Annotated in this window: 13 protein-coding genes; 8 read left to right on the top strand and 5 right to left on the bottom strand. The window is 41.7% G+C overall.

What is annotated here, in order from left to right:
* Positions 1–471: 471 nt before the first annotated feature.
* Positions 472–1143 carry a S24 family peptidase gene (locus CRO54_RS19260; protein WP_097133700.1) on the bottom strand — a complete coding sequence of 224 codons (672 nt, stop codon included), beginning with the start codon at positions 1141–1143 and terminating at the stop codon, positions 472–474.
* A 121-nt stretch (positions 1144–1264) separates the two neighbouring features.
* Between CRO54_RS19260 and CRO54_RS19265 the strand changes: the two genes are divergently transcribed.
* The 5 genes from CRO54_RS19265 to CRO54_RS19285 all read left to right on the top strand — a co-directional run bounded on the left by CRO54_RS19265 (position 1265) and on the right by CRO54_RS19285 (position 18443).
* On the top strand, positions 1265–1453 hold the full coding sequence (locus tag CRO54_RS19265; RefSeq protein ID WP_097133701.1) for a hypothetical protein: 189 nt from the start codon (positions 1265–1267) through the stop codon (positions 1451–1453).
* Positions 1454–1548: 95 nt separating this feature from the next.
* Entirely contained in the window at positions 1549–1734 is a 186-nt protein-coding gene (locus CRO54_RS19270; RefSeq protein ID WP_097133702.1) for a hypothetical protein, read from the top strand.
* Positions 1735–3427: 1693 nt separating this feature from the next.
* Positions 3428–9571, top strand: a complete 6144-nt coding sequence (locus CRO54_RS19275; protein ID WP_097133703.1) for a T9SS type A sorting domain-containing protein — start codon at positions 3428–3430, stop codon at positions 9569–9571.
* 699 nt (positions 9572–10270) lie between these two features.
* Entirely contained in the window at positions 10271–16384 is a 6114-nt protein-coding gene (locus tag CRO54_RS19280; RefSeq protein WP_097133704.1) for a T9SS type A sorting domain-containing protein, read from the top strand.
* A 568-nt stretch (positions 16385–16952) separates the two neighbouring features.
* Positions 16953–18443 carry a YfgM family protein gene (locus CRO54_RS19285; protein ID WP_097133705.1) on the top strand — a complete coding sequence of 497 codons (1491 nt, stop codon included), beginning with the start codon at positions 16953–16955 and terminating at the stop codon, positions 18441–18443.
* A gap of 156 nt (positions 18444–18599) precedes the next feature.
* Here the strand turns inward: CRO54_RS19285 and CRO54_RS19290 are convergent, their stop codons facing one another.
* From CRO54_RS19290 to rsfS, 4 genes are all read right to left on the bottom strand, one after another.
* The gene (locus CRO54_RS19290) at positions 18600–19676 is read right to left on the bottom strand and encodes a 3-oxoacyl-ACP synthase III family protein (protein WP_097133706.1); all 1077 of its coding nucleotides are present in this window, start codon (positions 19674–19676) and stop codon (positions 18600–18602) included.
* 79 nt (positions 19677–19755) lie between these two features.
* On the bottom strand, positions 19756–20400 hold the full coding sequence (locus CRO54_RS19295) for a LutC/YkgG family protein (RefSeq protein ID WP_097133707.1): 645 nt from the start codon (positions 20398–20400) through the stop codon (positions 19756–19758).
* 198 nt (positions 20401–20598) lie between these two features.
* Entirely contained in the window at positions 20599–22683 is a 2085-nt protein-coding gene (ftsH, locus tag CRO54_RS19300) for an ATP-dependent zinc metalloprotease FtsH (RefSeq protein ID WP_097133708.1), read from the bottom strand.
* A 20-nt stretch (positions 22684–22703) separates the two neighbouring features.
* Positions 22704–23078, bottom strand: coding sequence for a ribosome silencing factor (rsfS, locus tag CRO54_RS19305; protein ID WP_097133709.1), 375 nt, complete (start codon positions 23076–23078; stop codon positions 22704–22706).
* A 46-nt stretch (positions 23079–23124) separates the two neighbouring features.
* Here rsfS and CRO54_RS19310 point away from each other — a divergent pair, with 46 nt between their 5' ends.
* The 3 genes from CRO54_RS19310 to CRO54_RS19320 all read left to right on the top strand — a co-directional run bounded on the left by CRO54_RS19310 (position 23125) and on the right by CRO54_RS19320 (position 24902).
* Entirely contained in the window at positions 23125–23904 is a 780-nt protein-coding gene (locus CRO54_RS19310; protein WP_097133710.1) for a biotin--[acetyl-CoA-carboxylase] ligase, read from the top strand.
* 44 nt (positions 23905–23948) lie between these two features.
* Positions 23949–24398: a protein-disulfide reductase DsbD N-terminal domain-containing protein gene (locus CRO54_RS19315; RefSeq protein ID WP_097133711.1), complete on the top strand. Its 450-nt coding sequence runs from the start codon at positions 23949–23951 to the stop codon at positions 24396–24398.
* A 63-nt stretch (positions 24399–24461) separates the two neighbouring features.
* Complete coding sequence (locus CRO54_RS19320; RefSeq protein ID WP_097133712.1) at positions 24462–24902, top strand: protein-disulfide reductase DsbD domain-containing protein; 441 nt, start codon at positions 24462–24464, stop codon at positions 24900–24902.
* Positions 24903–24948 lie beyond the last annotated feature (46 nt).

The following is a 24948-nucleotide window of genomic DNA, read 5'->3' on the forward strand; positions in this document are numbered from 1 at the left end:
AGTTAACCAAGCATGGTGTTAGATTCCTCCGGATGTTGGAATGACGTGCTTAGGAAAGGAAGAGCGGAAATGAATCCGGCGTGTTCCCATTTCCGTCATTTCGAATGAGGAACGAAGAGAAATCTAACGTATAGTTAACCAAGCATGGTGTTAGATTCCTCCGAATGTTGGAATGATGTGCTTTGGGGAAAGAAAGGAAAAGAAAATTACCGATAAGTCAATAACCAATTAATCAAAAAACTAAAATCCATTAGCAATTGAACATTCACAATTAACATCCCTAGCAGGTCATCCCTGTTGCTGTAAATAGTCCATTATTTATTGCCGTTGGTTTCAACCAACGGTATAAAAAGAAAATATTTCGGTTTTTAACCCATCACTATCTCGCTGATCAGGATTACAAACCGAGCCTTAGCGAGCTCACGCAATAAATCCCGATTAGCAACTGTCACCCATCAGGCAGCCAACCCTTTACTCCATCCTTAAAACCCCAACCACAATAGCAATGTTATAGATGTTTTTTCTGTGGATGTGAAATGGAGGATAATTCTTTTCGTTTTCCGACCGGCACCACAATACATCCTTGTCATGCTCGTCTTGGTAGAGGAACTTAATTAAAGTGCCCTGATTGGTGTTGAGTACATAAACTCTGCCCCATTGAAAAAAAGTAGGGTTGCCAATGGGCTTACAGGCCAGCAAATCGCCATTGCTAAATTTGGGGTGCATATCCGAGCCATTTACGCGAACCAAGTATTTGGCGCCCTGCTCATTGAATTCCGGAATCACATAGGTTTCCTTAACGATAATTCCATGATGGTTTTGCTCGCTATTGACAAAGCCGGGCACCGATTCGGTAGAAATAAGTGGTATAGCTTGACCTGGATTTATCGTACTTAGCATTGGCTCGTTGTCAAGGCTAGAAATATCAGTTTTCGACGACCTGAGCATCATGCCTTTGCCTGTAAGCAGCCATTCTAAATCCAGATTAGGGTATATCTCTATAATTCGTTCTAGTTTGTCTATTCCTATACTTTTGGTAATGCTGTTTACATAACCGTTAGATGCGTTTATGCTTTTTTCGAAAGCGTTTATGGGAATGTTTATCTCTGAAACAAAGTCTTTAATTCGTTTTTTTACGCTCATTATCAGTGGTTTATGCAAGATAGAGTTAATTAGAGTATCATTCTATTGCATATTTCAGCTAATTAGACTATTAGTCTATATCTTTGTATATGTGTTAACAAAAGTAAATATTAATTTAATAATGGCGAAAGAAATACGATACCCCGAAAATTTGCCTCTAAGGTTTGAAGTCTTCAAAAGTGGCAGAAAAATGAAGGAGCTTGCCAAAGCAATTGGCATCTCCAGAGAATTGCTGAGCTATACGATTAACGGACATTACAAGGGAATCAACGTGGTCCCCAAGTTAAAGAAGGAACTGGGAATTGAATAGAAATCAAGAGTTAGGATCCAGCAATTTTTAGCGAAAAGCCAATTTATCAGCCTGTCTTTGTATTGTAACCAACCAACCAAACAACCAAAAAATGAATGAACGAACCAAAGATACGATACCCCGAAAACTTAGTTTTAAAAGCGGAGGTAGAAAAAAGCGGTAGAACAATAGAGGAGCTCGCCGATGCGATCGGTGTATTTAGCCTATTGCTGAGCCACACCATTAACGGTTATTACAAAGGAACCAACATTATCGCTAAACTGAAGAAAGAGCTTAGATAATGGTTAATTATCAATTGTTGATGATAAATGAGGGGCTGAGATTAGTTAATTAAGGGGCTGATAATAGTAGACCATAAATTATTAATGATCAATGAAAGAGATAAGGGCTAATAATAGCTACACCGGTTTGTAGGCGATTGCAATTAACCATTAATAATTAACCATTAATAATTAACCATTAGCTATCAATATCCGTTTTATTGTGTGACTAAGTAGATTTTTATTAACTGATTATCAATTACTTATAAACGTTAGAGCTATAGGAAGTGAACATGTAGCCCGTATTTTAGTCATGCAGATGATTAGTTTTTACATTTGGCTTATTATTAAGGAATTGCGAGTCGGTCGCCACTTTTGGGCTGCCCATTTAAGCAGTTGACTAAAATAACGATGTACAATGTGCCAAGCCGATACACCATGAACTATTCTACACTAAACTATCAGCCTAGCGCTGATGACAGCCGTTACTCCAGAACCATTTTAAGCTGTGAACCGAGCCAAAGCGTGCTCAAGGTGTAAACCTCGATACTTGACCCTTATAAGTGCTCCCTCTTTCTTCGTTTAAGCCTCCTACTTTAGAAAATATCCAATTGAATAAATTACCAATAAGTCAATGACCAATTACCAATGAACTAATGAACCAATTGACGAATGGCGTACTTAGGAAAAGAAGAGCGGAAATGAAACCGCAGAGACTACTCCGATTTCCGTCATTTCGAATGAGGAACGAAGAGAAATCTAGCGCATAGTTGACCAAGCATGATGCTAGATTCCTCCGAATGTCGGAATGACGTGCTTGGGAGAGGGGAAAGGAAAAAAACCAATGAACCAGTGACCAATGAACTAATGACCAATGAACTAATTAACCAATGCTGTGCTTAGGAAAAGAAGAGCGGAAATGAAACCGCAGAGACTACTCCGATTTCCGTCATTTCGAATGAGGAACGAAGAGAAATCTAGCGCATAGTTGACCAAGCATGATGCTAGATTCCTCCGAATGTCGGAATGACGTGCTTGGGAGAGGGGAAAGGAAAAGAAAGCAATGAACCAATGACCAATTAACCAATGACCAATGAACTAATGAACCAATGCTGTGCTTAGGAAAAGAAGAGCGGAAATGAAACCGCAGAGACTACTCCGATTTCCGTCATTTCGAATGAGGAACGAAGAGAAATCTAGCGCATAGTTGACCAAGCATGATGCTAGATTCCTCCGAATGTCGGAATGACGTGCTTGGGAGAGGGGAAAGGAAAAGAAAGCAATGAACCAATGAACCAGTGAATCAATGACCAATGAACTAATGACCAATGAACTAATGACCAATGAACCAGTGACCAATGACCAATGAACTAATGAACCAATTGACGAATGGCGTACTTAGGAAAAGAAGAGCGGAAATGAAACCGCAGAGACTACTCCGATTTCCGTCATTTCGAATGAGGAACGAAGAGAAATCTAGCATAGTTAACCAAGCATGATGCTAGATTCCTCCGAATGTCGGAATGACGTGCTTGGGAGAGGGGAAAGGAAAAAAATAAATTACCAATGAACCAGTGAACCAATGACCAATGAACCAATGAACTAATGTTGAGCTTGCGAACCGAGCCTTGGCGAGCTCACAACGTAAATCCCGATACTTCGGGAAACCAAAAAACAATTAATAATTAACCATTTATCATTAAACATTTCTATCATGAAAAAAAGACTACTTCTTTTATTAGCGATGGGACTAGGCTTTGGAGCCCATGCCCAGCTCGTTGGAGGTACCGTTTACCCCATTAACGGAACCGACAACGTGAGCCCGCGTACCTTTGCTTCGCTACGCTCGGCAGTAACCTATGTAAACACCGCGGGTTTAAGCGGTACTGGCCAGGCCATTCTGGAGTTTACGGCACCTTATGCCAACGAAGCCGTAGCTAGCCCAATTATTATTAACGCTTTGCCTGGTGCCAGCGCTACTTTGGGTTTAACCATTAGGCCGGCAACGGGTATGACCGTAAGTTTAACGGCAAATTTATCAGGCCAACGCCTTATCGACCTTAATGATGCCGATTATGTGACCTTAGACGGCAGACCGGGCGGCGTGGGAACCAGCAGTGCCTTTACGCTGGAGAACACCAATACCACTAATACTGGAGGAACTAGTGTGGTAAGGTTAATTAACGATGCCCAATTTAACAAACTAAGCTACCTAACCTTTAAAACGGCGGCAGCAGTAAATACGTTATCTGGTGCGGTTTTACTAAGCACTAGTGCGGCAGGTACTACAGGTAATACCGATAATAGCATTAGCCACAATACCTTTACCTTTGCCAGTACCTATGTAGTGGCAAATGCACCGGGAATACAAATAGCCTCGGCTGGTACGGCTGCTAGGCCCAACAACAGAACCCAAGTACTAAATAATAATTTTGAGTATTGGGGTGGCAGGGGCGCTATTTTAGCAAACGATGGTGCAGCCTGGCAAATTAACAACAACCATTTCTATAATACCTTTGCCACCCAACCTTTGGTTGCCGATGGCAATAATGGTTTTGCGGCAATCTATTTAGCTGGCAGTACCGGTGGCCACACCATAGATGGCAACTTTATTGGTGGTAAAGCGGCAAATGCGGGCGGTGCCAAAATGGATATCACAGCGCAAAATGTACAGTTCATTTATGTAAGCAGTACTTCTACGGCCGCCAAAACTACCGTACAGAACAACACCATTGCCAATATCAATGCGAGTACACCAACTAACGGGATTACATCTTACTTTAGAGTTATCTATACGCCTGGAAGCCAGATTGTAGATATATTGAACAATACCATTGGCTCGGCCAGCACCGCCAATAGCTTGGTAATGACTAGAAACGCCACAGCAAATGGTACTTATCCAATGATACTATTGGACAACACAGGAGATACGCCCAGTAACGTTAAAAATAATACCATCGCCAATCTGCAGTTTAATGACCTTGCCGGCGGCAACAATTTCTTTTATGGAATTCTTGCAAATGCAGGCACTGGTGGTAAAATCATCGACGGCAATACAATTACCAAGCTAAAGCTGAGTGGCGCTTTGAGTGTTGCAACCATGATCATAAACTCTGTGGACGGCGAGATTACCAACAACAATATTGGTTCGCAAACACTTACCAACGATATTGTGGTAGAAACCACCCGCACGGGTACCTCTAGTGCTGTTTATAGCACTGGCGATTATGCCACTAAAATTACCGGTAACCAGATAGGCGGTTTTAGCGTTAAAACTACACTGGCTACAGCGGCCTCATCAAATTTCTACGGTATTTATGCTGTAAATTCTCTTTCAGCGGGCACGCTTAAAACCGTAGAAAACAACTTGGTGGGTGGTACCGTGGCCAATAGCTTACAAACCATTCCTGGTGGTGGTGCGGGTACAGCGCAAGTTGGTATCGCAGGAATATTTACTAATGGATCAATTAACCGTAACAATACCGTCAGAAACATCACAGCCGATGAGACTGGTACGCTAGTCGGCATCCAATTTGGTAGTACTGTATCGGGAAATATAGAAAGCAATACGATCGAAAATCTGACCCTAAATGGGCAGGCTTCCAGTTCCTATGTTGCTGGGTTGACACTTAATGCTGTTGGCGGTACTACCCCAATTATCGACAATACGATCTCAGGAATTAAGAGCAGCAATGCTGTTGCTTTATCAAGTGTAGGCATCAAACATGTAATGGGCATTTATGGCAATGGTAGTGGCGCACTTAGCAGCAATAAAATTTCTAACCTAGAGGCTACCGGTGCTGGAGCCACTTCGGTATATGGTATAGTATCTAGGTCTGGCAATGTCTTGAAAAATAGGATCTACGATCTGAAGAGCAGCAATGCTACCGTTGGTGCAAGTATAGGCGGTATAGCTTTAACCGCAACTTCAAGTACCACTGCCTCATTTACCGTTTCGAACAACGTAATCAATGTAAATTACAGTGGAGATGTGCCTGCTTATGGTATCCTGGCAGAGTTTGCAGGTACTGGAACAGACCCCGCTTTAACCATCAGAGCATTTTACAATACCATTTTGTTAGAAGGTACGGCTAGTGGTTCAGCTATTTCTTCGGCTATTTACCGTACTAGTGATAGCCCGTTAGATGTAAAGAACAATTTGTTCTTCAACAATCGTAGCGGTGGCTCGGGTATCCATAGTTTATATGGGGCTACTACTACGGCGCCGGCTTGGGTATCCAACTACAACTTTTTGGCTACGCCAGCTGGCAACAGCAACGTAGGCAACTGGAACGGTACAGCACAAGATTTTGCAGCATGGAAAGCTTCACAAAGCGGTCAGGATGCAAACTCGGTGAACAATATGACCTTAACGCCAAGCACTTTATTTAACACTACCTTGGGAGCTACAGATTTCTTGAGAACTACGGTAGCACACAATCAAAAAGTGGCTGGAAAAGGTACTACGGTTTCAGTAACCGATGATATACTGGGCGCTACCAGGGCAGCAACACCTAGTATGGGTGCTTTCGAGGAAGAATTAATCTTGCCTTTGGCAGGCGGTACGGTGTACCAAATTAACGGTACCGATAGCGGTAATGGTGCTACCCGTACCTTTGCTAGCTTGCGCTCTGCATCGGTATTTGCCAATACTTATGGCTTAACAGGTACAGGACAGGCGGTATTAGAATTTACGGCGCCTTATACCAACGAAACCATCGGTGCTACATCCATTACCTTTAATGCCCTAGCCAATGCCAGTGCCACTTTGGGCCTAACCATTAGACCGGCAACGGGCATGAGCGTTAGCCTAACGGCAAGTTTGGCGGCGCTACCACTTATCGATCTTAACGATGCCGATTACATTACCCTAGATGGTAGACCGGGCGGTGTGGGTACTACAGGTGCCTTTATCGTACAAAATACGAACACCAATGCCGCTTCGAGTACCATAAGGATGATCAACGATGCGCAGTTTAACAAACTGACCTATCTAGATATTCGATTGGCCTCGGTGTCTAACGCTACTACCGCTGCGGTACTACTGAGCACCAGTGCTTCGGGTACTACGGGTAATACCGATAACAACATTAGCTACAATACCTTTAGCATGCCTGCTTCGGGTTATACTGCAGGGGCTACGCAGACTACACAGATTCTGTCTGCGGGTACAGCGGCAAGGCCCAACCACAATACCAGTATCCTTAACAATAATTTTGCACACTGGGGCGGTTTAGGCGCAGTTTATAGCACCTCGGGCAATAACTGGCAGATCAATAATAACCATTTCTATAGTACGCTGGCCGTAAAAGGTTCGGGTTCAGTTCAATCTGGAGCCATTAACCTCAGCAATAGCGATGGCCACACCATTGATGGCAATTTCTTTGGTGGCCAAGCAGCAAATGCCGGCGGCAGTAAAATGGGAATAGATGCCTATAACTGGAGTTTTATCTCGGTAAATGGTACCTCAACAGCTGCCAAAACCACCATACAGAACAATACCTTTGCCAATATGGATGCCGGCACCCCTTCGGGAAGTACTGCTGCTAACTTTAGGGCTATTTATACCTTGGGCAACCAAATGGTAGATGTGTTGAACAATACCATTGGCTCGGCCAGTACGGCCAACAGCTTGGTGATGAACAAAAATACCACAAATACTGGCCTTTATTACTTTATACAGACAGATAATACAGGCGATGTAGCCACTAATATCAAAAACAATACCTTTGCCAACCTACGGTTTAACGGGCTTGGCGGTGCTAGTCTCTCTAACATTTATGGTATCTATGCCAATGTGGGCACTGGTGGTAAAATGATAGACAACAATACCTTTAGCAAAATTACTGCTACTGGGACTTTAAATGAATTTAGGTTGATCTATACTAATGTACTAAGCGAGATTACCAATAACAAGATTGGTTCGCAAAGCAGCACCGCTGATATTGTAGTAGAAAGTACAAGACAAAATCCTTTTTATGGAATTGGTGCTTCTGGTGATTTTGCCTCCAAAATTACGGGCAACCAAATAGGAGGGATCAGCAGAAAAGTAACCCTGGCCACTTCAGGTAACGGTGGAGCTTTTTATCTCTACAATATTTCAGGTTCAACTACAACGGCAACACTAAAAACGGTAGAGAACAATATTATTGGTGGTACAGTGGCAAATAGCATACAGACCATTGCTGGTGGTGGTGCAGGGCAGGAGAATATAGCTTTAGAAGGATTATATGGTAGTGCTGCTATAATACGGAATAACACGGTTAGAAATATGACTCTCAATACGGATGGATACATCATCGGAATTGATCCTAGTGGAAGTGTCGCTGGATCTTTAGTAGAAAACAATACCATCGAAAATCTGACCTCAAATGCGCAATCAAATAATGGTTTTGTGTCGGGGATTCTTACTTCTGGAACTTCAAACATTAATTCAAATACCATCTCGGGGCTTAAGAGCAGTAATGCGGTTACATTCTCAACAGCTAATAAACATGTAACGGGTATTAACCATGCTGGCAGTGGTACAGTTAGTGGTAATAGGGTCTATAATCTGGAAGCTACAGGTGCAGGAGCAACTTTGGTCTATGGTATTGTAGCTAGACCTAGCAGTATCTTAAAGAACAGGGTCTATGATCTGAAGAGCAGCAATGCAACCACCGGCGCAAGCATAGGGGGTATAGCTTTGAATCCAATTTCAAGTAGTACAGGCTCATACACCCTTGCCAACAACGTGGTTAATGTAAATTACAGTGGAGATGTGCCTGTTTATGGTATCTTGGCAGAGTTTACAAATGGCGGCACAGATCCTGCCTTAGCGGTCAATGCATCTTACAATACGATTTTGTTAGAGGGTACGGCTAGTGGTTCAGCCATTTCTTCGGCCATTTACCGTACCAGCAACGGCGCCTTAGATCTAAAGAACAATCTGTTGTTCAACAACCTTAGCGGCGGTTCTGGTATCCATAGTTTATATGGTGCTACTACCACGGCGCCAGCTTGGGTATCCAACTACAACTTTTTGGCTACGGCAGCTGCCAACACCAACGTGGGCAACTGGAACGGTACGGCGCAAAATTTTGCAGCATGGAAAGCTAGCCAAAGCGGCCAAGATGCAAATTCTGTAAACGATATGGCCCAAACGCCAAGCGCCTTCTTTAACCTGGCTTCGGCTTCTACAGATTTCCTGAGAACTACCGCTAGCGGTAAGTTAAAGGTGGGCAACCTGGCTACGCCAACGTCGGTTACCGATGATATTTTGGGTACTTCAAGAGCGGCAACGCCTACCATCGGTGCCTTTGAGGAGGTAGTGGTACTTCCGGTTACCTTCAACGGTTTTACCGCCAGGTTAAACGGCAACAAGGTTAACCTAGCTTGGAACGTGAGCAGCGAGGTAGATATCATCCGCTATGAGGTAGAGCGTTTAACCAACGGTACAGATTTCGTAAAAGTGGCTACGGTAGCTGCAGGTCAGCTTAACGGCTACAGCGCAGTAGATGCCAACCCTCAATTGGGCAGCAACTACTACCGTTTGTTGGCCATCAACAGCGATGGTACGGCAACTTATTTCAACGAGATCAAAGAGGTAAAAGTAGCGAGCTTGGGCGAGTCTGCGGCTGTGGTATATCCTAACCCATTGGTGGGCAATACCATTCATGTGGCCATGGCTTCTTTTGCTAGGGGTACCTATACCTACAAATTAGTTGATATTACTGGCAAGCTGTTACAACGTGGCAGTTTTGTACATCAGGGCGGCAGCAATACCATTACGGTAGAGGCGGCCATGCCTAAAGGCGTTTATGTGCTACAGGTGAGCAATGGTAAGGAGCAAATCCAAACCAAGCTGATCAGGCCATAGACTCAATTTTTCTCAATTGATTTAGAGACCGCTGTAGTATTTATACTGCAGCGGTTTTGTTTTTTTAGGTATCAGGGGTCAGGTATCAGGGGTCAGGTATCAGGGGTTAGGGGTCAGGGGTCAGGTATCAGGGGTCAGGTATCAGGGGTTAGGGGTCAGGAGTCAGGAGTTAGGTATTAGAAGTTAGGTATTAGTTTGCGATTGATAGGCTAAGCACCTCGCTATTTCTCTCCCTTTTAGGGAGAACCGGAGTGAAACGTAGCTCATTGAAACAAAAATCAATAAGCCCTCTCAATAGATGCCCAAGGGGCAGAGAGGGTTATTAAAATTGGTTATACCTATTGTCTGCTTCACCCTCTCTGGCTTCGCCATCTCTCCCTGCGAGGGAGAGAAAAGCAGATTTGAAAGACCTATGCTATAGGTACTTTCGTTCCCCTCACAGCCACACCCAAGCACATCATTCTCTCAACTTATTACTTAACCCCCATCCCTAAGCTAGCTTACGTTTCCGGAGAAATCGCCAATAAGTTACAGTGGTAGAGCTATAAGGAGTGAGGAAGTTTGTCCAATCTTCCTTTGCCAGCGCAGTAGCTTTTATCTTTGTAGGTAATACTGAATAACATTCAATTTGTAGTTGGTTGATTTGCTTGCTGCTTGAATTTAAATTAGTTATAGAAATCGTTCATCTAATTTTATCTTATGAAAAAAATTCTACTCACCATTTTTGCGATGAGCTTGGCCTTGCTGAGCCATGCCCAGCTGGTAGGAGGTACCGTTTATCCTATTAACGGAACCGACAACGTGAGCCCGCGTACTTTTGCTACGCTACGCTCGGCAGTAACCTATGTAAACTCTGCTGGTTTAAGCGGCTCAGGCCAGGCCATTTTGGAGTTTTCTGCGGGCTACACCAACGAAGCCATGCCTAGCGCTATTGTTATCAACGCTTTGTCTGGTGCCAGTGCTAGCTTGGGCCTAACCATTAGGCCAGCAACGGGCAGGAGTGTAAGTTTAACGGGAAACTTAGCAGGCCAACCCCTCATAGACCTCAACAATGCCGATTACATTACGCTAGACGGTAGGCCAGGTGGTGTAGGAACTGCCAGTGCCATTACTTTAGAAAATACCAATACAAGCTCAACTAACGAAACCAGTGTAGTGAGGTTGATTAATGATGCACAGTTTAATAAACTAAGCTATATCACCTTTAAATCGGCGATTGCAGAAGGCATTGCTTGTGGTGCGGTCTTTTTGTCTAACAGTGTCTCGGGCACTACAGGTAATACGGATAACACCATTAATAACAGTACTTTTACCTATCCCAGTACCTATGTAGCTGGTACGGCATCAGGCAAACAGGTAATGACTAGAAGTACAACAGCGAGACCCAACAACAACATCAGTATTTTAAATAATAATTTTGAATATTGGGGGGGTAACGGAGCAGTTTACAGCACTTCTGATGGATGGAGGGTTAATAATAACCATTTTTATAGCACGCAACCTTTGTCGGTATCTGGCTCTACAAGCTTGATAGCCATTAATTTGTCTACCAGTAATAACAATACCGTTGATGGTAATTTTATTGGCGGCCAGACAGCTAATGCTGGTGGTGCAAAAATGAACGTAACTGCCTTAAATACCCGATTTATTTCTGTAGAGGGAAATGTCACTTCTAGCAAAACTGTGATACAGAATAATACCATCGCCAATATCAGTGTCAGTAGCCCTACCGATAATACATTATCCGAACTCAGGGCGATATATGCTTTTGGTAGCCAAGCGGTAGATGTATTGAACAACACGATTGGTTCGGTCAGTACAGCGAATAGTTTGGTGATGAATAAGAATGCTACCGCTAATAGTAATTATTACATGATACAATTAGGTAACACAGGTGTTGTTGCTAGTAACATCAGTAACAATACTTTGGCCAACCTACAGTTTAATGAGCTTAGTGGAACTGGCATTAATAACTTTTACGGTATTTATACCATTTCGGGCAGTGGAGGTCAGATGTTAGACAACAACACCATTACTAAAATTGCTACTATTGGTAGTATAAATGATGTTAGACTTATTCAGTCTAGTGTTTTAAGCGAAATTACCAATAACAAGATAGGTTCGCAAAGCAGCACGGGTGATCTTGTAATAGAAAGTACAAGAGCAGCCACATTTTATGGAATTAGGGCAGAAGGTAATTTTGCATCCAAGATTACGGGCAACCAAATAGGAGGCATTAGCAAAAAGACAACCTTGGGCACTTCGGGTGACGGTGGACTTTTTAATAACATTTATGTGGCAGGTTCTACTACAGTAGCTACGCTTAAAACGGTGGAAAATAACTTAGTGGGTGGTACGGTGGCCAATAGCTTACAGACCATTCCTGGTGGTGGTGCGGGCATAGCACAAATTGATGTGGTGGGGATAACCAATGCCGGAGGAATTTGCCGTAACAATACCGTTAGAAATATGACAGCCAACGAGACAGGATTTGTGTTAGGCTTGCAGCTAAGTGATAGCGTAAACGGTGTGGTAGAGAATAACAGTATCGAAAATATGACCCTAAACGGGCAGGCATCTAATTCTTATATTGGTGGTATTTATGCTAATAACATTAGTGCTAATACGATTAACAATACGATCTCAGGGCTTAAGAGCAGCAATGCTGTTACCTTGGCAGTTGCCAACCACAAACATGTAATGGGTATTTTTTCTAGTGGTACTGGCATCGTAAGTGGCAATAAAATTTCTAACCTAGAAGCTACAGGTGCCGGAGCAACTTCCGTTTATGGTATGGTTACTTATCGCACAAACGTTTTGAAGAACAGGATTTACGACGTGAAGAGCAGCAACGCTACCGCTGGTGCGAGCATAGGAGGTATAGCGCTATCAACTCTTTCCACGGCTGGTTTTAACATTGCCAATAATGTCATCAATGTCAACCATAGTGGAGATGTGCCTGTTTATGGTATTATAGTAGAAAGTACTGGTACCAACGCGATTACTGCTTCTTATAATACCATTTTGCTAGAGGGTACAGCTAGCGGTTCTGCAAATTCTGCGGCCTTTTACCGTACCAACAATAGCCCGCTAGACTTAAAGAACAATTTGTTCTTCAACAATCGTAGCGGTGGTTCGGGTATTCATAGTTTATATGGTGCTACCACTACTGCGCCAGCTTGGGCATCAGATTACAACTTCTTGGCTACGGCGGCTGGCAACACGAATGTGGGCAATTGGAACGGTACGGCACAAAATTTTGCGGCATGGAAAGCTGGGCATAGTGGGCAGGATGTAAACTCTGTGAACGATATGGCCCAAACGCCAAGTGCCTTCTTTAACCTGGCCTCGGCTTCTACAGATTTCTTGAGAACCACCGCTAGCGGTAAGTTAAAGGTGGGTAATCTGGCTACGCCAAATTCTGTTACAGATGATATATTGGGTACTGCAAGGGCTGCAACGCCTACCATTGGTGCCTTTGAAGAAGATGTGCCATCGCCTTTGGCAGGTGGTACGGTTTATCGTATCAACGGAACCGATGGGGGTAGTGGTGCTAGCCGTACCTTTGCTACGTTGCGCTCGGCAGCAACTTATGCCAATACTTATGGTCTTACAGGTACAGGCCAGGCCGTATTGGAGTTTAGCACTGGCTACACCAACGAAGCCATGCCTAGCGCTATTACCTTTAACGCATTAGCTAATGCCAGTGCTACTTTAGGCCTAACCATTAGGCCAGCAATGGGCATGAGTGTTAGTCTAACTGGAAACTTATCAGGGGCAATACCATTAATAGATTTTAACAATGCCGATTACATTACGCTAGACGGTAGGCCGGGCGGCACAGGAACTACCAGTGCCTTTAGTCTAGAAAATACCATTACGGGGAGTGGTGCACAAATTTCGGTGATCAGATTAATCAACGATGCCCAATTTAATAAATTAACCTACCTTACTATTAAAAGTGCATTGGGTCTACAAACTGCCGCAGCTGCAGTGGCGCTGGTCGAAACTAATTCGGGTATTACAGGTAATACCGATAACATCATTAGCTACAATACCTTTGCCGCAGCCAGTACCTATGTAGCAGGAGTTACACAGGGAATCCAGATTGTCACGTATGCTTTGTCGGCGGGCATACCAAGCCATAGAACCAATATCCTGAACAATAAGTTTGAACACTGGGGTGGCAGTGGAGCCATTTATAGTACTTCTGGCAATAACTGGCAGATCAATAACAATCATTTTTATAATACTCAGATAGCAAAAGGTAATGGCCCTAATAGGTCTGGTGCTATTGATCTTAGCAATAGCGATGGTCACACCATTGATGGTAATTTCTTTGGTGGCCAAGCAGCTAATGCGGGTGGCAGCAAGCTAGATATAGAAGCCTATTACTGGAATTTTATCTATGTAAATGGTGCTTCTACAGCTGCCAAAACCACCATACAGAATAATACCTTTGCCAACATCAATGCTAATACACCTTCGGGTTCGAGTGGTGCTCTCTTTTATGCTATTAATACAGCGGGCAACCAAACCGTAGATATCTTGAACAATACCATTGGCTCGACCAGTGTGGCCAATAGTTTGGTGATGAGTAAAAGTAGCACGACTACCGGTGGTTACTATATGATACGACCAGACAATGCGGGCGCTAGTGTAAGTAACATCAGTAACAATACCTTCGCTAACCTACAGTTTAATCATCTTATTGGAGCTAGCACTAGTAATTTTTATGGCATTTTTGCCAATGCGGGCAGTGGTGGTAAGGTGATAGACAATAACACCTTTAGCCAAATTACTGCTACTGGCGGTGTATCTGATATCAGATTCATTTCTACTGGTGTTTTAAGCGAAATTACCAATAACAAGGTAGGTTCGCAAAGCAGCACGGGTGATCTTGTAATAGAAAGTACTAGAGAGGCCACTTTTTATGGAATTAGGGCAGAAGGTGATTTTGCATCCAAAATTACGGGCAACCAAATAGGAGGCATTAGCAAAAAGGCAACCTTGGCCACTTCGGGTACTGGTGGCATTATTAATTACATCTATGTTGCAGGTTCTAATACAGTAGCTACGCTTAAAACTGTAGAGAACAACCTGGTTGGTGGCACGGTGGCCAATAGCTTACAAACCATTCCTGGTGGTGGCGCAGGCGTAGCGCAAATTGATGTCGTAGGAATAGTCAATATTGGAGCAATTAACCGTAACAATGTCATCAGAAATATAACAGCCAATGAGACTGGGTCTGTGACAGGCTTGATAACCAATGTTAATCCAACTGGTGTAGTAGAAAATAACAGTATCGAAAATCTTACGGTAAACGGGCAAACGTCAAGCTCATATCTTTGTGGTATACAGATCGCTAACGTTACCGCTAATACTATAGGTAATACCATTTCGGGTCTTAAGAATAGCAACGCGGTTGCCTTGGCAGCATCCCAATTCAAGCACGTAATGGGCATTTTTTCTGCAGGTAGCGGCATAGTTAGCGGCAATAAAATTTCTAACTTAGAGGCTACAGGTGCCGGAGCAACTTCGGTTTTCGGGATAGTGGCCTATCGCACGAGCATTTTAAAGAACAGGATCTACGATCTGAAGAGTAGCAATTCAATAGCTGGTTCGAGTATAGGAGGGATGGCTTTATTAACTTCAACTGGCCACAGCGGTAGCTTTACCCTGTCCAATAACGTGATCAATGTCAATTACAGTGGCTCTGCCTTTACCTATGGTATCTTTACAGAACTTTTAGTTGCATTTGACCCCGCCTTAACGATCAATGCTTCTTATAATACGATTCTATTAGAAGGTACCGCTAGCGGTTCAGCTATTTCTTCGGCTATTTATCGTAATAATAACAGTCCACTAGACCTAAAGAACAACCTGTTGTTCAACAACCGTAGCGGTGGTTCAGGTATCCATAGCCTGTATGGTACTACTAACACGTCGGCAGCTTGGGTTTCAGATTACAACTTTTTGGCCACTGCAGCAGGCAATACCAACGTAGGCAACTGGAACAGTACGGCGCAAAATTTTGCAGCATGGAAAGCGGGGCACAGCGGTCAGGATATAAACTCTGTGAACGATATGAGTCTAACGCCAAGTGCCTTTTTTAACATGGCCTCGGCTTCTACAGATTTCTTGAGAACTACCGCTAGTGGTAAGTTAAAAGTGGGTAATCTGGCTACACCAAATTCCGTTACCGATGATATCATAGGTACTTCAAGAGCTGCAACGCCTACCATCGGTGCCTTTGAGGAGGTAGTGGTGCTACCGGTTACCTTCAACGGTTTTACCGCTAAGTTAAACGGCAACAAGGTTAATTTAGGTTGGAACGTGAGCAGCGAAGTGGATATCATCCGCTACGAGGTAGAGCGTTTAACCAAGGGTACAGATTTCGTAAAAGTGGCTACGGTAAGCGCAGGTCAGCTTAACGGCTATAGCGCAGTAGATGCCAACCCTCAATTGGGCAGCAACTACTACCGTTTGTTGGCCATCAACAGCGATGGTACGGCAAGCTATTTTACCGAGGTTAGAGAGGTGAAAGTGGCGAGCTTGGTAGAGGCTACGGCTGTGGTATATCCTAACCCGTTGGTGGGCAATACCATTAATGTAACTATGGCTCCTTACAGCGCTGGTACTTACCAATACAAGATAAGTGACATTACGGGCAAGCTATTGCAAAGCGGTAGTTTCGATCATAAAGGTGGTGGTAATACCATCACGATAAGTGCGGCAATGCCTAAAGGTGTTTATGTGTTGCAGATCAGCAAAGGCAAGGAGCAGATCCAAGCGAAGTTGATCAAGCCATAGTCTAAATTTTCATAGGTTAATTGAAGCCGCTGTAGTATTTGTACTGCAGCGGCTTTTTTATTTAAGTGTAAGGGATTAGGGATTAGGGATTAGGGATTAGGAATTAGGGATCAGGTGTCAGGTTTCAGGGATCAGTTTGAAAGTGATAGGTTATGCACCTTGTGTCCCCCTTTGGAGTGCCTGTCCCGAGTTATTCGGGAGGGTAGGGGGAGGAGCCTTAATGCTGTCGCTAATAATTAGTTAGTGGTTAGTTTGTGAGTGATAGGTTAGGCGCCTTGCTATTTCTCTCCCTTATAGGGAGAACCGAAGTGAAACGTAGCTCATTGAGGCAAAAATCAATAAGCCCTCTCAATAGATGCCCAACGGGCAGAGAGGGTTATTAAAATTGGTTATGCATTTCGGTTGCTTCACCCTCTGGCTTTGCCATCTCTCCCTGTGAGGGAGAGAAAAGCGATCTTGAAAAGCTTATATTATTAATACTTCGTCACAAATGCCAATTTTTGACGTCCTAGAAAAACAAGAATAAAATAAATGCGTTATATACCTTTGCTTTTACTAAATTGTACTGATGCCTTTAAAAATATACCGTCTACCTCTCTTTTTGCTTGTTGTTCTACTGCCGTTTTCGGCTGCTGCTAATTTCGATTTTAATGCCAATTGCGTTAAAGCCTATCAATCAATTTTTGAATTAAAACTCGGTACTGCGAAAGCTTTAATTGCTGCCGAAAAGAAGGCCCGGCCGCAAAATTCGATTGTGCCCCTGCTGGAAAATTACGTAGATTATTTTTACCTATTGACTAACGAGAGTAAGGCAGAGTTTGAAAGATTGGAGGCTAATAAATCTAGCAGGTTAGACCAAATTAGCAAGGATGATAAAAATTCGCCCTATTATTTATATGCCCAGGCAGAAATCAATTTACAGTGGGCATTGGTGCGTGGGCGCTACGGGGCTTATTTTGCTGCTTCCAGAGAAATTAATAGAGCCAACGGCTTATTGAAAGATAACCAAAAAAAGTTTCCTAATTTTCATCTAAACACGAAGGGCTTAGGCTTAATTAATGTAGTGATTGGCGCATTGCCAGATGGTTTTATGAAATCGGCACTGTCTACTTTTGGGGTGAAGGGCGATATCCAAACAGGCATCAGTCAGCTGGATAAATTGGCAGAGGAACTGCCTAAATCGACCTATGAGCCGTTTTATGAGGAGGTAATTTTCTATTATGCCTATATCCTCTCTGATGTAGCTAAAAGCCCGCAGGCCTATCCTAAAATCATGAAATATACTTCCCGCATTGCGGATAGTAGTCTGCTGAAAACGTACATGCAGGCTTATGCTTGCGCCAGAAACGGAAAGAATGAGCAAGCGATAGAAATTTTAGAAAGTAGACCCAAGGGGAACGCTTATCAGCCATTTGCTTACCTAGATTACCTACTGGGCGTGGCTCGTTTAAATAAGTTGGATGTTAAGGCTGCGGCAAATTTCAATCAGTTTTTACAGGTTAATAAAGGCAACAATTATATTAAAGATACTTACCTACACTTGGCATGGATTTCTTTGTTAAAAGACGATACCGCCGATTATAAAGCCTTTTTGAACAAGGTGAAGAGCAATGGAGCAACTTATGTAGAAAAGGATAAGCAGGCGCTTAATGAAGCTAATGCTCCCACGCCACATTTGGTATTATTAAAAGCTAGGTTATTATATGATGGCGGTTATTTAACTCGTGCTTTAGAAGTGTTGTCAGCTAGCAAAGCTGATGATTTTAAGACGGTAAAAGATAAGGCCGAATATGCTTACAGATTGGGACGTGTATGCGACGATTTGGGCAAGGATGATGTCGCCCTTGCGCATTATCAAACAGCGTTTAATACAGGTAAAGGACTAAAATACTACTATGCCGCAAAATCGGCGGTACTGATGGGGAATATCTACGAAAAGAAGAAAAATTTAGTACAGGCGAAAGCTTATTTCAATTTAGCGATTGGATTAAAAGACCACGAGTACGAAAATAGTATAGAGAATGAAGCTAAGCAGGGCTTGAAAAGGATAGGGGGGTAAGAGGAGCAAAGAACAAGGAATAAGGAATAAGGAGCAAGGAACAAAGAACAAGGAGCAAGGAGCAAGGAGCAAGGAACAAGGAGCAAGGAGCAAGGAACAAGGAGCAAGGAGCAAGGAATAGGCTATATCTTTGTTCCTTGCTCCTTGTTCTTTTATCTAAAATTTATAAACTATCGCATTGATATGCATACCCGCACCAACGGAAGCGAAAACCGCATGGTCGCCTTTTTGGATTTGATAGCCATCAACTTTGTTTTTTAACACTAAATCTATTAAAGTTGGAACGGTAGCTACAGAGCTGTTGCCCAGCCAAGAAATGGTCATTGGAACTAATTTCTCTGGAACGGTATCTTCGCCGTAAAGCTTAAATAGACGTTTCATAATGGCATGGTCCATTTTACCATTAGCTTGGTGAATGAATACCATTTTGATTTGCTTTACATCTACACCCGATTTATCTATGGCTTGTTTTACCAGTTGCGGAACGGTAATTACTGCAAATTCGTACAGCTTACGGCCCTTCATTTTGATGTAAGTGTTGCCGTTGGTTTCAGCTGGGTTATTGCTACCATCCATAGTTAGCATGTCTGCATAACTAGCATGGGTTTGTGCTCTATGCGCCAAAATTCCGGTTCTTTCCTCGCTTTCACTTTCTACAGCTTCCAAGATGGTTGCACCTGCGCCATCGGCAAAAATCATACTGTCACGGTCGTGATGATCAACAATTCTCGACAAGGTTTCTGCACCAATTACCAGTACTTTTTTAGCATCACCAGATTTGATGAGGTAATCTGCCTGTATCATGCCTTGTACCCATCCTGGACAACCGAAAATAATATCGAAAGCCACACAGTCTGGGTTGGCAATGCCTAATTGAAGTTTCACTTTAGCCGCTAAAGCAGGAAGCATATCTATGCGGTTGCTACCATGCTTTACATCTCCAAAGTTATGGCAGAATAAGATGTAATCTAAAGTTTCTTTATCAATGCCTGCATCTTCAATTGCTCTGTGGGCAGCAATAAAACCTATATCGTGATTAAGTTGGTTGTCGTCTATGTAGCGTCTTTCGTTAATTTCGGTGATGTCTGCAAACTTTTGAATGATTTCCTCATTCTCCTTTTCAATTTTTACCCCACCATCAAAAAAAGTATGCTCAAGAAAGTGCTTTCCAGAAATTATATTTTCGGGAATGTAGCTCCCAGTACCGGTAATTACCGATTGAATTTTGTTCATATACAGTTTTGTTTACACCTTATACCAGTTCGGTATTCGGTATAAATGTAATACTGTTTAATGATAGAACAAAATTCTTTTAAGAAAAATCGTCGATTAAGAATACAAAAAGTTCCTTTGGCCCATGTGCGCCAAGCACCAATGTTTTTTCAATATCTGCTGTACGGCTTGGTCCAGTAATATTGCTAATCATAGACGGGATTTGACTGCCATATTTGTTTTTTATCAAAGCAAAGGCATCTTTTAAATCTAAAACCAGTTGACCAGTTCTGGCAATTACAATGTGGTGATGTGGGAATATACTTAATCTTCTGCCAGCTGCATTGTGGTTGCTTACCATCACAGAACCGTTGCGGGCAACTAAGGCTTCACACATGGTGATACCTACTTCTGCCTGTTCAAAATCTTTGTCGGTTTGGTAAAAAGGGAATTCGTAGGTACTTAGCAGTTGTTGTAATTCTGGTTCCCAACAGTAAATTTTACGCCATTTGTACTTGTCTGCCAATTCTAAGATGTTTTCGATGAAATCAACTCCGTTTTCACAGAAAATAAAATTTCCAGAAACGGCACTCAATTGCTCGGCAAATAGAATTTCTAGCTCTTCTTCATTTTGTTGGTACAAAGGGCTTTCCTCTAAGTTAGGATAAGGGTTGTCACGCTTTTCTAATAGCGCTTTCCTTATTTTTTTAAGCATTAATTCTCTTGAGGTAATGTTTTCTTTCATCTACTGCAAAGATAAGTATTGTTGAGACGTTTTGTTCGCTTTTTTGGCCACAGACTTGGGATGAGTGGCTTGAGTTGATTTTTCTAGCCACAGATGCACAGATTAATTGAATAAATATTATTCTTCTTGAAAAACATCTGTGCATCTGTGGCTAAAATTTTTCGCAAAAAAAATCCCGAGATAAACTCGGGATAAATTTTAGTGACTCAGTCCCTTGTTTTCGTTATCGGGAAGGTCTGTATTTTCTACCGCTGGAATAACTGGTTGGATTGTAAGTTCTTCTGCTGGTACATTTTCTGCTAGTAATTCTGTGCTTTCACTGTCTGACTTTCGTTTTCCGAAAATCTCTTCTAAATCTTCTTTGAAAATTACTTCAGAGGTTAAGAGCTTTTCTGCCAATTTACCTAGGTTCTCTTGGTTGTCTCTTAAAATCTGCAAAGCACGAGCATATTGCTCTTCAATAATCTTACTTGCTTCTTCGTCAATAATTCTTGCCGTAGCTTCAGAGTAAGGTTTGGTAAAGCTTTCCTGGCCTCTTGAATCGTAGTAAGAAATGTTACCTAACTTTTCGTTTAAGCCATACATAGACACCATAGCATAAGCCTGCTTGGTTACTTTTTCCAAATCGCTCAATGCACCAGTACTAATTTTATTGAAAGTGATTTTTTCTGCAGCTCTACCGCCCATAGTGGCACACATTTCATCTAAGATTTGCTCTGTGGTGGTAATACTTCTTTCTTCCGGTAAATACCAAGCTGCACCTAGAGATTGTCCACGAGGAACAATAGTTACCTTGATTAAAGGATGTGCGTGTGGCAATAACCAAGAAACAGTAGCATGTCCAGCTTCGTGGAAAGCAATCGCTCTTTTTTCTTCTTTAGTAATGATTTTGTTTTTCTTCTCTAAACCACCAATAATTCTATCTACAGCATCTAAGAAATCTTGTTTCGTAACCGATTCATGACCTTTTCTAGCTGCAATTAATGCTGCTTCGTTACAAAGGTTAGCAATATCTGCTCCAGAGAAACCTGGCGTCTGTTTAGCCAAGAAATTGATGTCGATGTTGTCTTCTAACTTAATTGGCTTTAAGTGTACACCGAATATTTCCTTACGTTCGTTAATGTCAGGCATATCCACATAGATTTGTCTGTCGAAACGGCCTGGTCTTAATAAGGCACTGTCCAATACGTCAGCTCTGTTGGTTGCGGCCATAATGATGATACCACTATCGGTACCGAAACCATCCATCTCTACCAATAATTGATTTAAGGTGTTTTCACGCTCATCGTTTCCACCCATCATATTGCCTTTTCCCCTAGCTCTACCAATGGCATCAATCTCATCAATAAAGATGATGCAAGGCGCTTTGTCTTTTGCTTGCTTGAACAAATCACGTACACGAGAAGCACCAACACCCACAAACATCTCCACAAAATCAGAACCTGATAGGGAGAAGAAAGGAACTTGAGCTTCGCCAGCAACGGCTTTAGCTAATAAAGTTTTACCTGTTCCAGGAGAGCCTACCAATAAAGCTCCCTTAGGTATTTTACCTCCCAAATTAGTGTATTTTTTAGGGTTTTTAAGGAAATCTACAATTTCCATTACCTCTTGTTTTGCTTCTGTTAAGCCTGCAACATCGTTAAACGTGATGTTTACTTGGCTTTCTTTGTCGAATAGCGTTGCTTTAGATTTACCAATATTGAAGATTTGGCCACCACCTCCTCCTCCGCCACCACTCATGCGGCGCATCATGAAAATCCATAAACCAGCAAATAACAATAAAGGCAAAATGATATTTAAAAATACACCTGCCCACGCATTTGATTTAGATACAGTTTCTACCTTAATCTGATTTGCTGGCGGAACATTAGCCTGAGATTCTTTCAATAACCTTTCCAGTTGGTCAGGGGAAGAGGCATTGAAAACCACCATTGGACCTCTATTACTACCAAAGCCTGTTTTGCTTTGGTATTTTTTATACTTAGGGTCGTCTTTCTTACTGTCTTTGATATAAACCTCTGCCTTTACAATGTCATCAGCTTTGTAAGAAACAATCTTCTGCACATCGCCAGGAATTAGCATTTCTTTTTCAAAAGTGCTATAACTGATTTGCTGTGCGTTATCGGAATTGAATAAAAAATTAACTGCTAAAAGACCAATAATAATGGCGGCATACACCCAAAAAATATTAAACTTTGGTGTTTTTTGAGGACGCTTAGGAATGTTAGGCATTCGCTTAGATGGTTTATTCGGCTTATCGGTTGAATTGTTGTTTTGTTCCATGTAAAATGTTTTTTAAGGAGTTATGCACTCTTGTATGTAGTGGCTTCGGCATCGCCCCATAATTCTTCTATACCGTAAAATTCACGTTTTTCAGTTCTAAATATATGAACAACAATTTCCGAATAGTCTAAAATAATCCATTCAGCGTTGTCCTGTCCTTCTTTTTTCCAAGGATTGGTTTGCGTTAATTTATAGATTTCATCTTCTACACTATCAGCGATTGCTTTAACTTGTGTAGAAGAATCTGCATTGCAGATAATAAAATAATCGGAAACTGAACTATTTAGTCCCCTTAAATCCAATCGCACAATATCGTTCCCTTTTTTTTCTTGAATGCCTTGTACGGCTATTTCAGATAGGTATGTAGAAAGGTTGGCATTTTTCTTTTTTACCATTAAAAAAATTAATTTTGGTCTTCAATAAAATAATAAAAATCAACACTTGCAAAATAACACTTTTTCAACATTATTTGTTGGTCAAAATCTTATCAAATTATCAGCGGTTGATTCTACTAATAATTATCTGAAAAAACTAACTTCAAATTCCGAGCCATTGCCAGAAGGTACTGTAATTATGGCAGAGCATCAATTTGCTGGAAGAGGTCAGTTGGATAACGTGTGGCATGCAGCGCCTGGAAAGAATTTAACCTTTAGTTTGTTGTTAAGGCCAAACTTTCTTGCTGTAGAGAAACAATTTGCATTAAATATGTTAGTTTCTGTTGCTCTAAGCAATGTTTTGCTCAAATATTTACCTGTTGGACTAAGTGTGAAATGGCCAAATGATATTTACGTAGGTGATAAGAAAATTGGCGGTGTTTTAATAGAAAATATACTGGTTGGCAGTAAAATCAAACAAAGCATTATTGGCATAGGCTTAAATATAAATCAGTCAGATTTTGCTGATGATTTGAACGATCGCATCACTTCTATATCGCAAATTTTACAACAAGATGTGAATTTAATGGTGCTTTTGAATGAGATTTGCACGCAAATTGAGCAGTTGTACTTAAAGATGAAGGCTGGAACGGGTACAACGTTGCAAGATTTGTACGTTAGTAAACTGTACAGGTTAAATAAACTAGCAAAGTATAGTGCAAAAGGCCAGATTTTTGAAGGTACAATAGAAGGAATCAGCCCAGAAGGATTATTGCGAATTAAACCTTTAGATGGACATATTGTCGAATTTGGCTTTAAAGAGGTGGCTTTTATTCAGCAACAATAGAAATTAATTATAAATTGAATTTGACTAACTTATTAAATAAACAAATGAAAAAAATCACATTAGTATTTGCTATAGTAGTGATGGCAACCATCAGTGCTTTTGCTCAATTAGAAAATCCGGTAACTTGGCAATATGCTGCTAAAAAAACAGGTAAGAATGAAGCTATACTTTACATTAAGGCAAGCATCGACCCTAATTGGCATTTATACTCTCAAAACATCAAGCCAGGTGGTCCAAATAAAACTGAATTTACTTTTTTGCCTTCAAAAGAATATACTTTAGTTGGTAAAACTTTAGAGCCTAAGCCAATTACTAAATATGAAAAAGTATTTAAAATGGATGTAAGCTATTTTGAAAACGAAGTTCTTTTTACTCAAAAAGTAAAACTAAACAAGGCTACCACCGCTGTAAAAGGTAAAGTAGAATTTATGGTTTGCGACGATAAGCAATGTTTACCACCAAGCGAAGTCACATTTAGCATTCCGGTAAAATAACTGAAATAAATGATAGGGAAGGAAGGCATTAGCTTTCCTTCTTTTGTTATAAGAGCTTGGTAGATGAAAAGATTAATACTGTTTGTTCTCCTTATGCAAAGCGGGATGGCTTTTGCTCAGTTGCAGAAACCTGTTACGTGGTCTTATTTGTCTAAGAAAATCAACAAGCAAGAAGCCGAAGTTTATTTGAAGGCAACGATCCAAAATGGTTGGCATATTTATTCGATGCAAGTCAGTGGAGGCCCAATTCCAACAAGTTTCCATTTTAGTCCGTCTAAAGCTTATCGCTTAATTGGTAAAACCATAGCGCCAACACCATTAGCGAAGTATGACAAGGTAATTCAGAAAAAAATTACATTTTTTGAAAAAGAAGTGGTGTTTAAGCAACGCATCAAACTGCTAAAGCCTAAGGTGGTGGTAAGTGGTGTACTCGAATTTATGGTGTGTAGCGATAAGAGTTGTTTACCCGCTGAAGAAGTAGCTTTTAAAATCCCTGTATCTTAAAGGTTAGGCTTTTATGATGTGCAATTGACCTGATAAATTGAAAATT

It is taken from the genome of Pedobacter xixiisoli (genome assembly GCF_900215335.1).
In the GTDB taxonomy this organism is placed as follows: Bacteria; Bacteroidota; Bacteroidia; order Sphingobacteriales; family Sphingobacteriaceae; genus Pedobacter; species Pedobacter xixiisoli.

Bases quoted from the DNA above. Each gene is read 5' to 3' on its own strand.
- rsfS (WP_097133709.1), bottom strand. From the start codon at position 23,078: ATGGTAAAAAAGAAAAATGCCAACCTTTCTACATACCTATCTGAAATA.
- CRO54_RS19280 (WP_097133704.1), top strand. From the start codon at position 10,271: ATGAAAAAAATTCTACTCACCATTTTTGCGATGAGCTTGGCCTTGCTG.
- CRO54_RS19295 (WP_097133707.1), bottom strand. From the start codon at position 20,400: ATGAAAGAAAACATTACCTCAAGAGAATTAATGCTTAAAAAAATAAGG.
- CRO54_RS19270 (WP_097133702.1), top strand. From the start codon at position 1,549: ATGAACGAACCAAAGATACGATACCCCGAAAACTTAGTTTTAAAAGCG.
- CRO54_RS19260 (WP_097133700.1), bottom strand. From the start codon at position 1,143: ATGAGCGTAAAAAAACGAATTAAAGACTTTGTTTCAGAGATAAACATT.
- CRO54_RS19315 (WP_097133711.1), top strand. From the start codon at position 23,949: ATGAAAAAAATCACATTAGTATTTGCTATAGTAGTGATGGCAACCATC.
- CRO54_RS19275 (WP_097133703.1), top strand. From the start codon at position 3,428: ATGAAAAAAAGACTACTTCTTTTATTAGCGATGGGACTAGGCTTTGGA.
- CRO54_RS19290 (WP_097133706.1), bottom strand. From the start codon at position 19,676: ATGAACAAAATTCAATCGGTAATTACCGGTACTGGGAGCTACATTCCC.
- CRO54_RS19265 (WP_097133701.1), top strand. From the start codon at position 1,265: ATGGCGAAAGAAATACGATACCCCGAAAATTTGCCTCTAAGGTTTGAA.
- CRO54_RS19320 (WP_097133712.1), top strand. From the start codon at position 24,462: ATGAAAAGATTAATACTGTTTGTTCTCCTTATGCAAAGCGGGATGGCT.
- CRO54_RS19285 (WP_097133705.1), top strand. From the start codon at position 16,953: ATGCCTTTAAAAATATACCGTCTACCTCTCTTTTTGCTTGTTGTTCTA.
- ftsH (WP_097133708.1), bottom strand. From the start codon at position 22,683: ATGGAACAAAACAACAATTCAACCGATAAGCCGAATAAACCATCTAAG.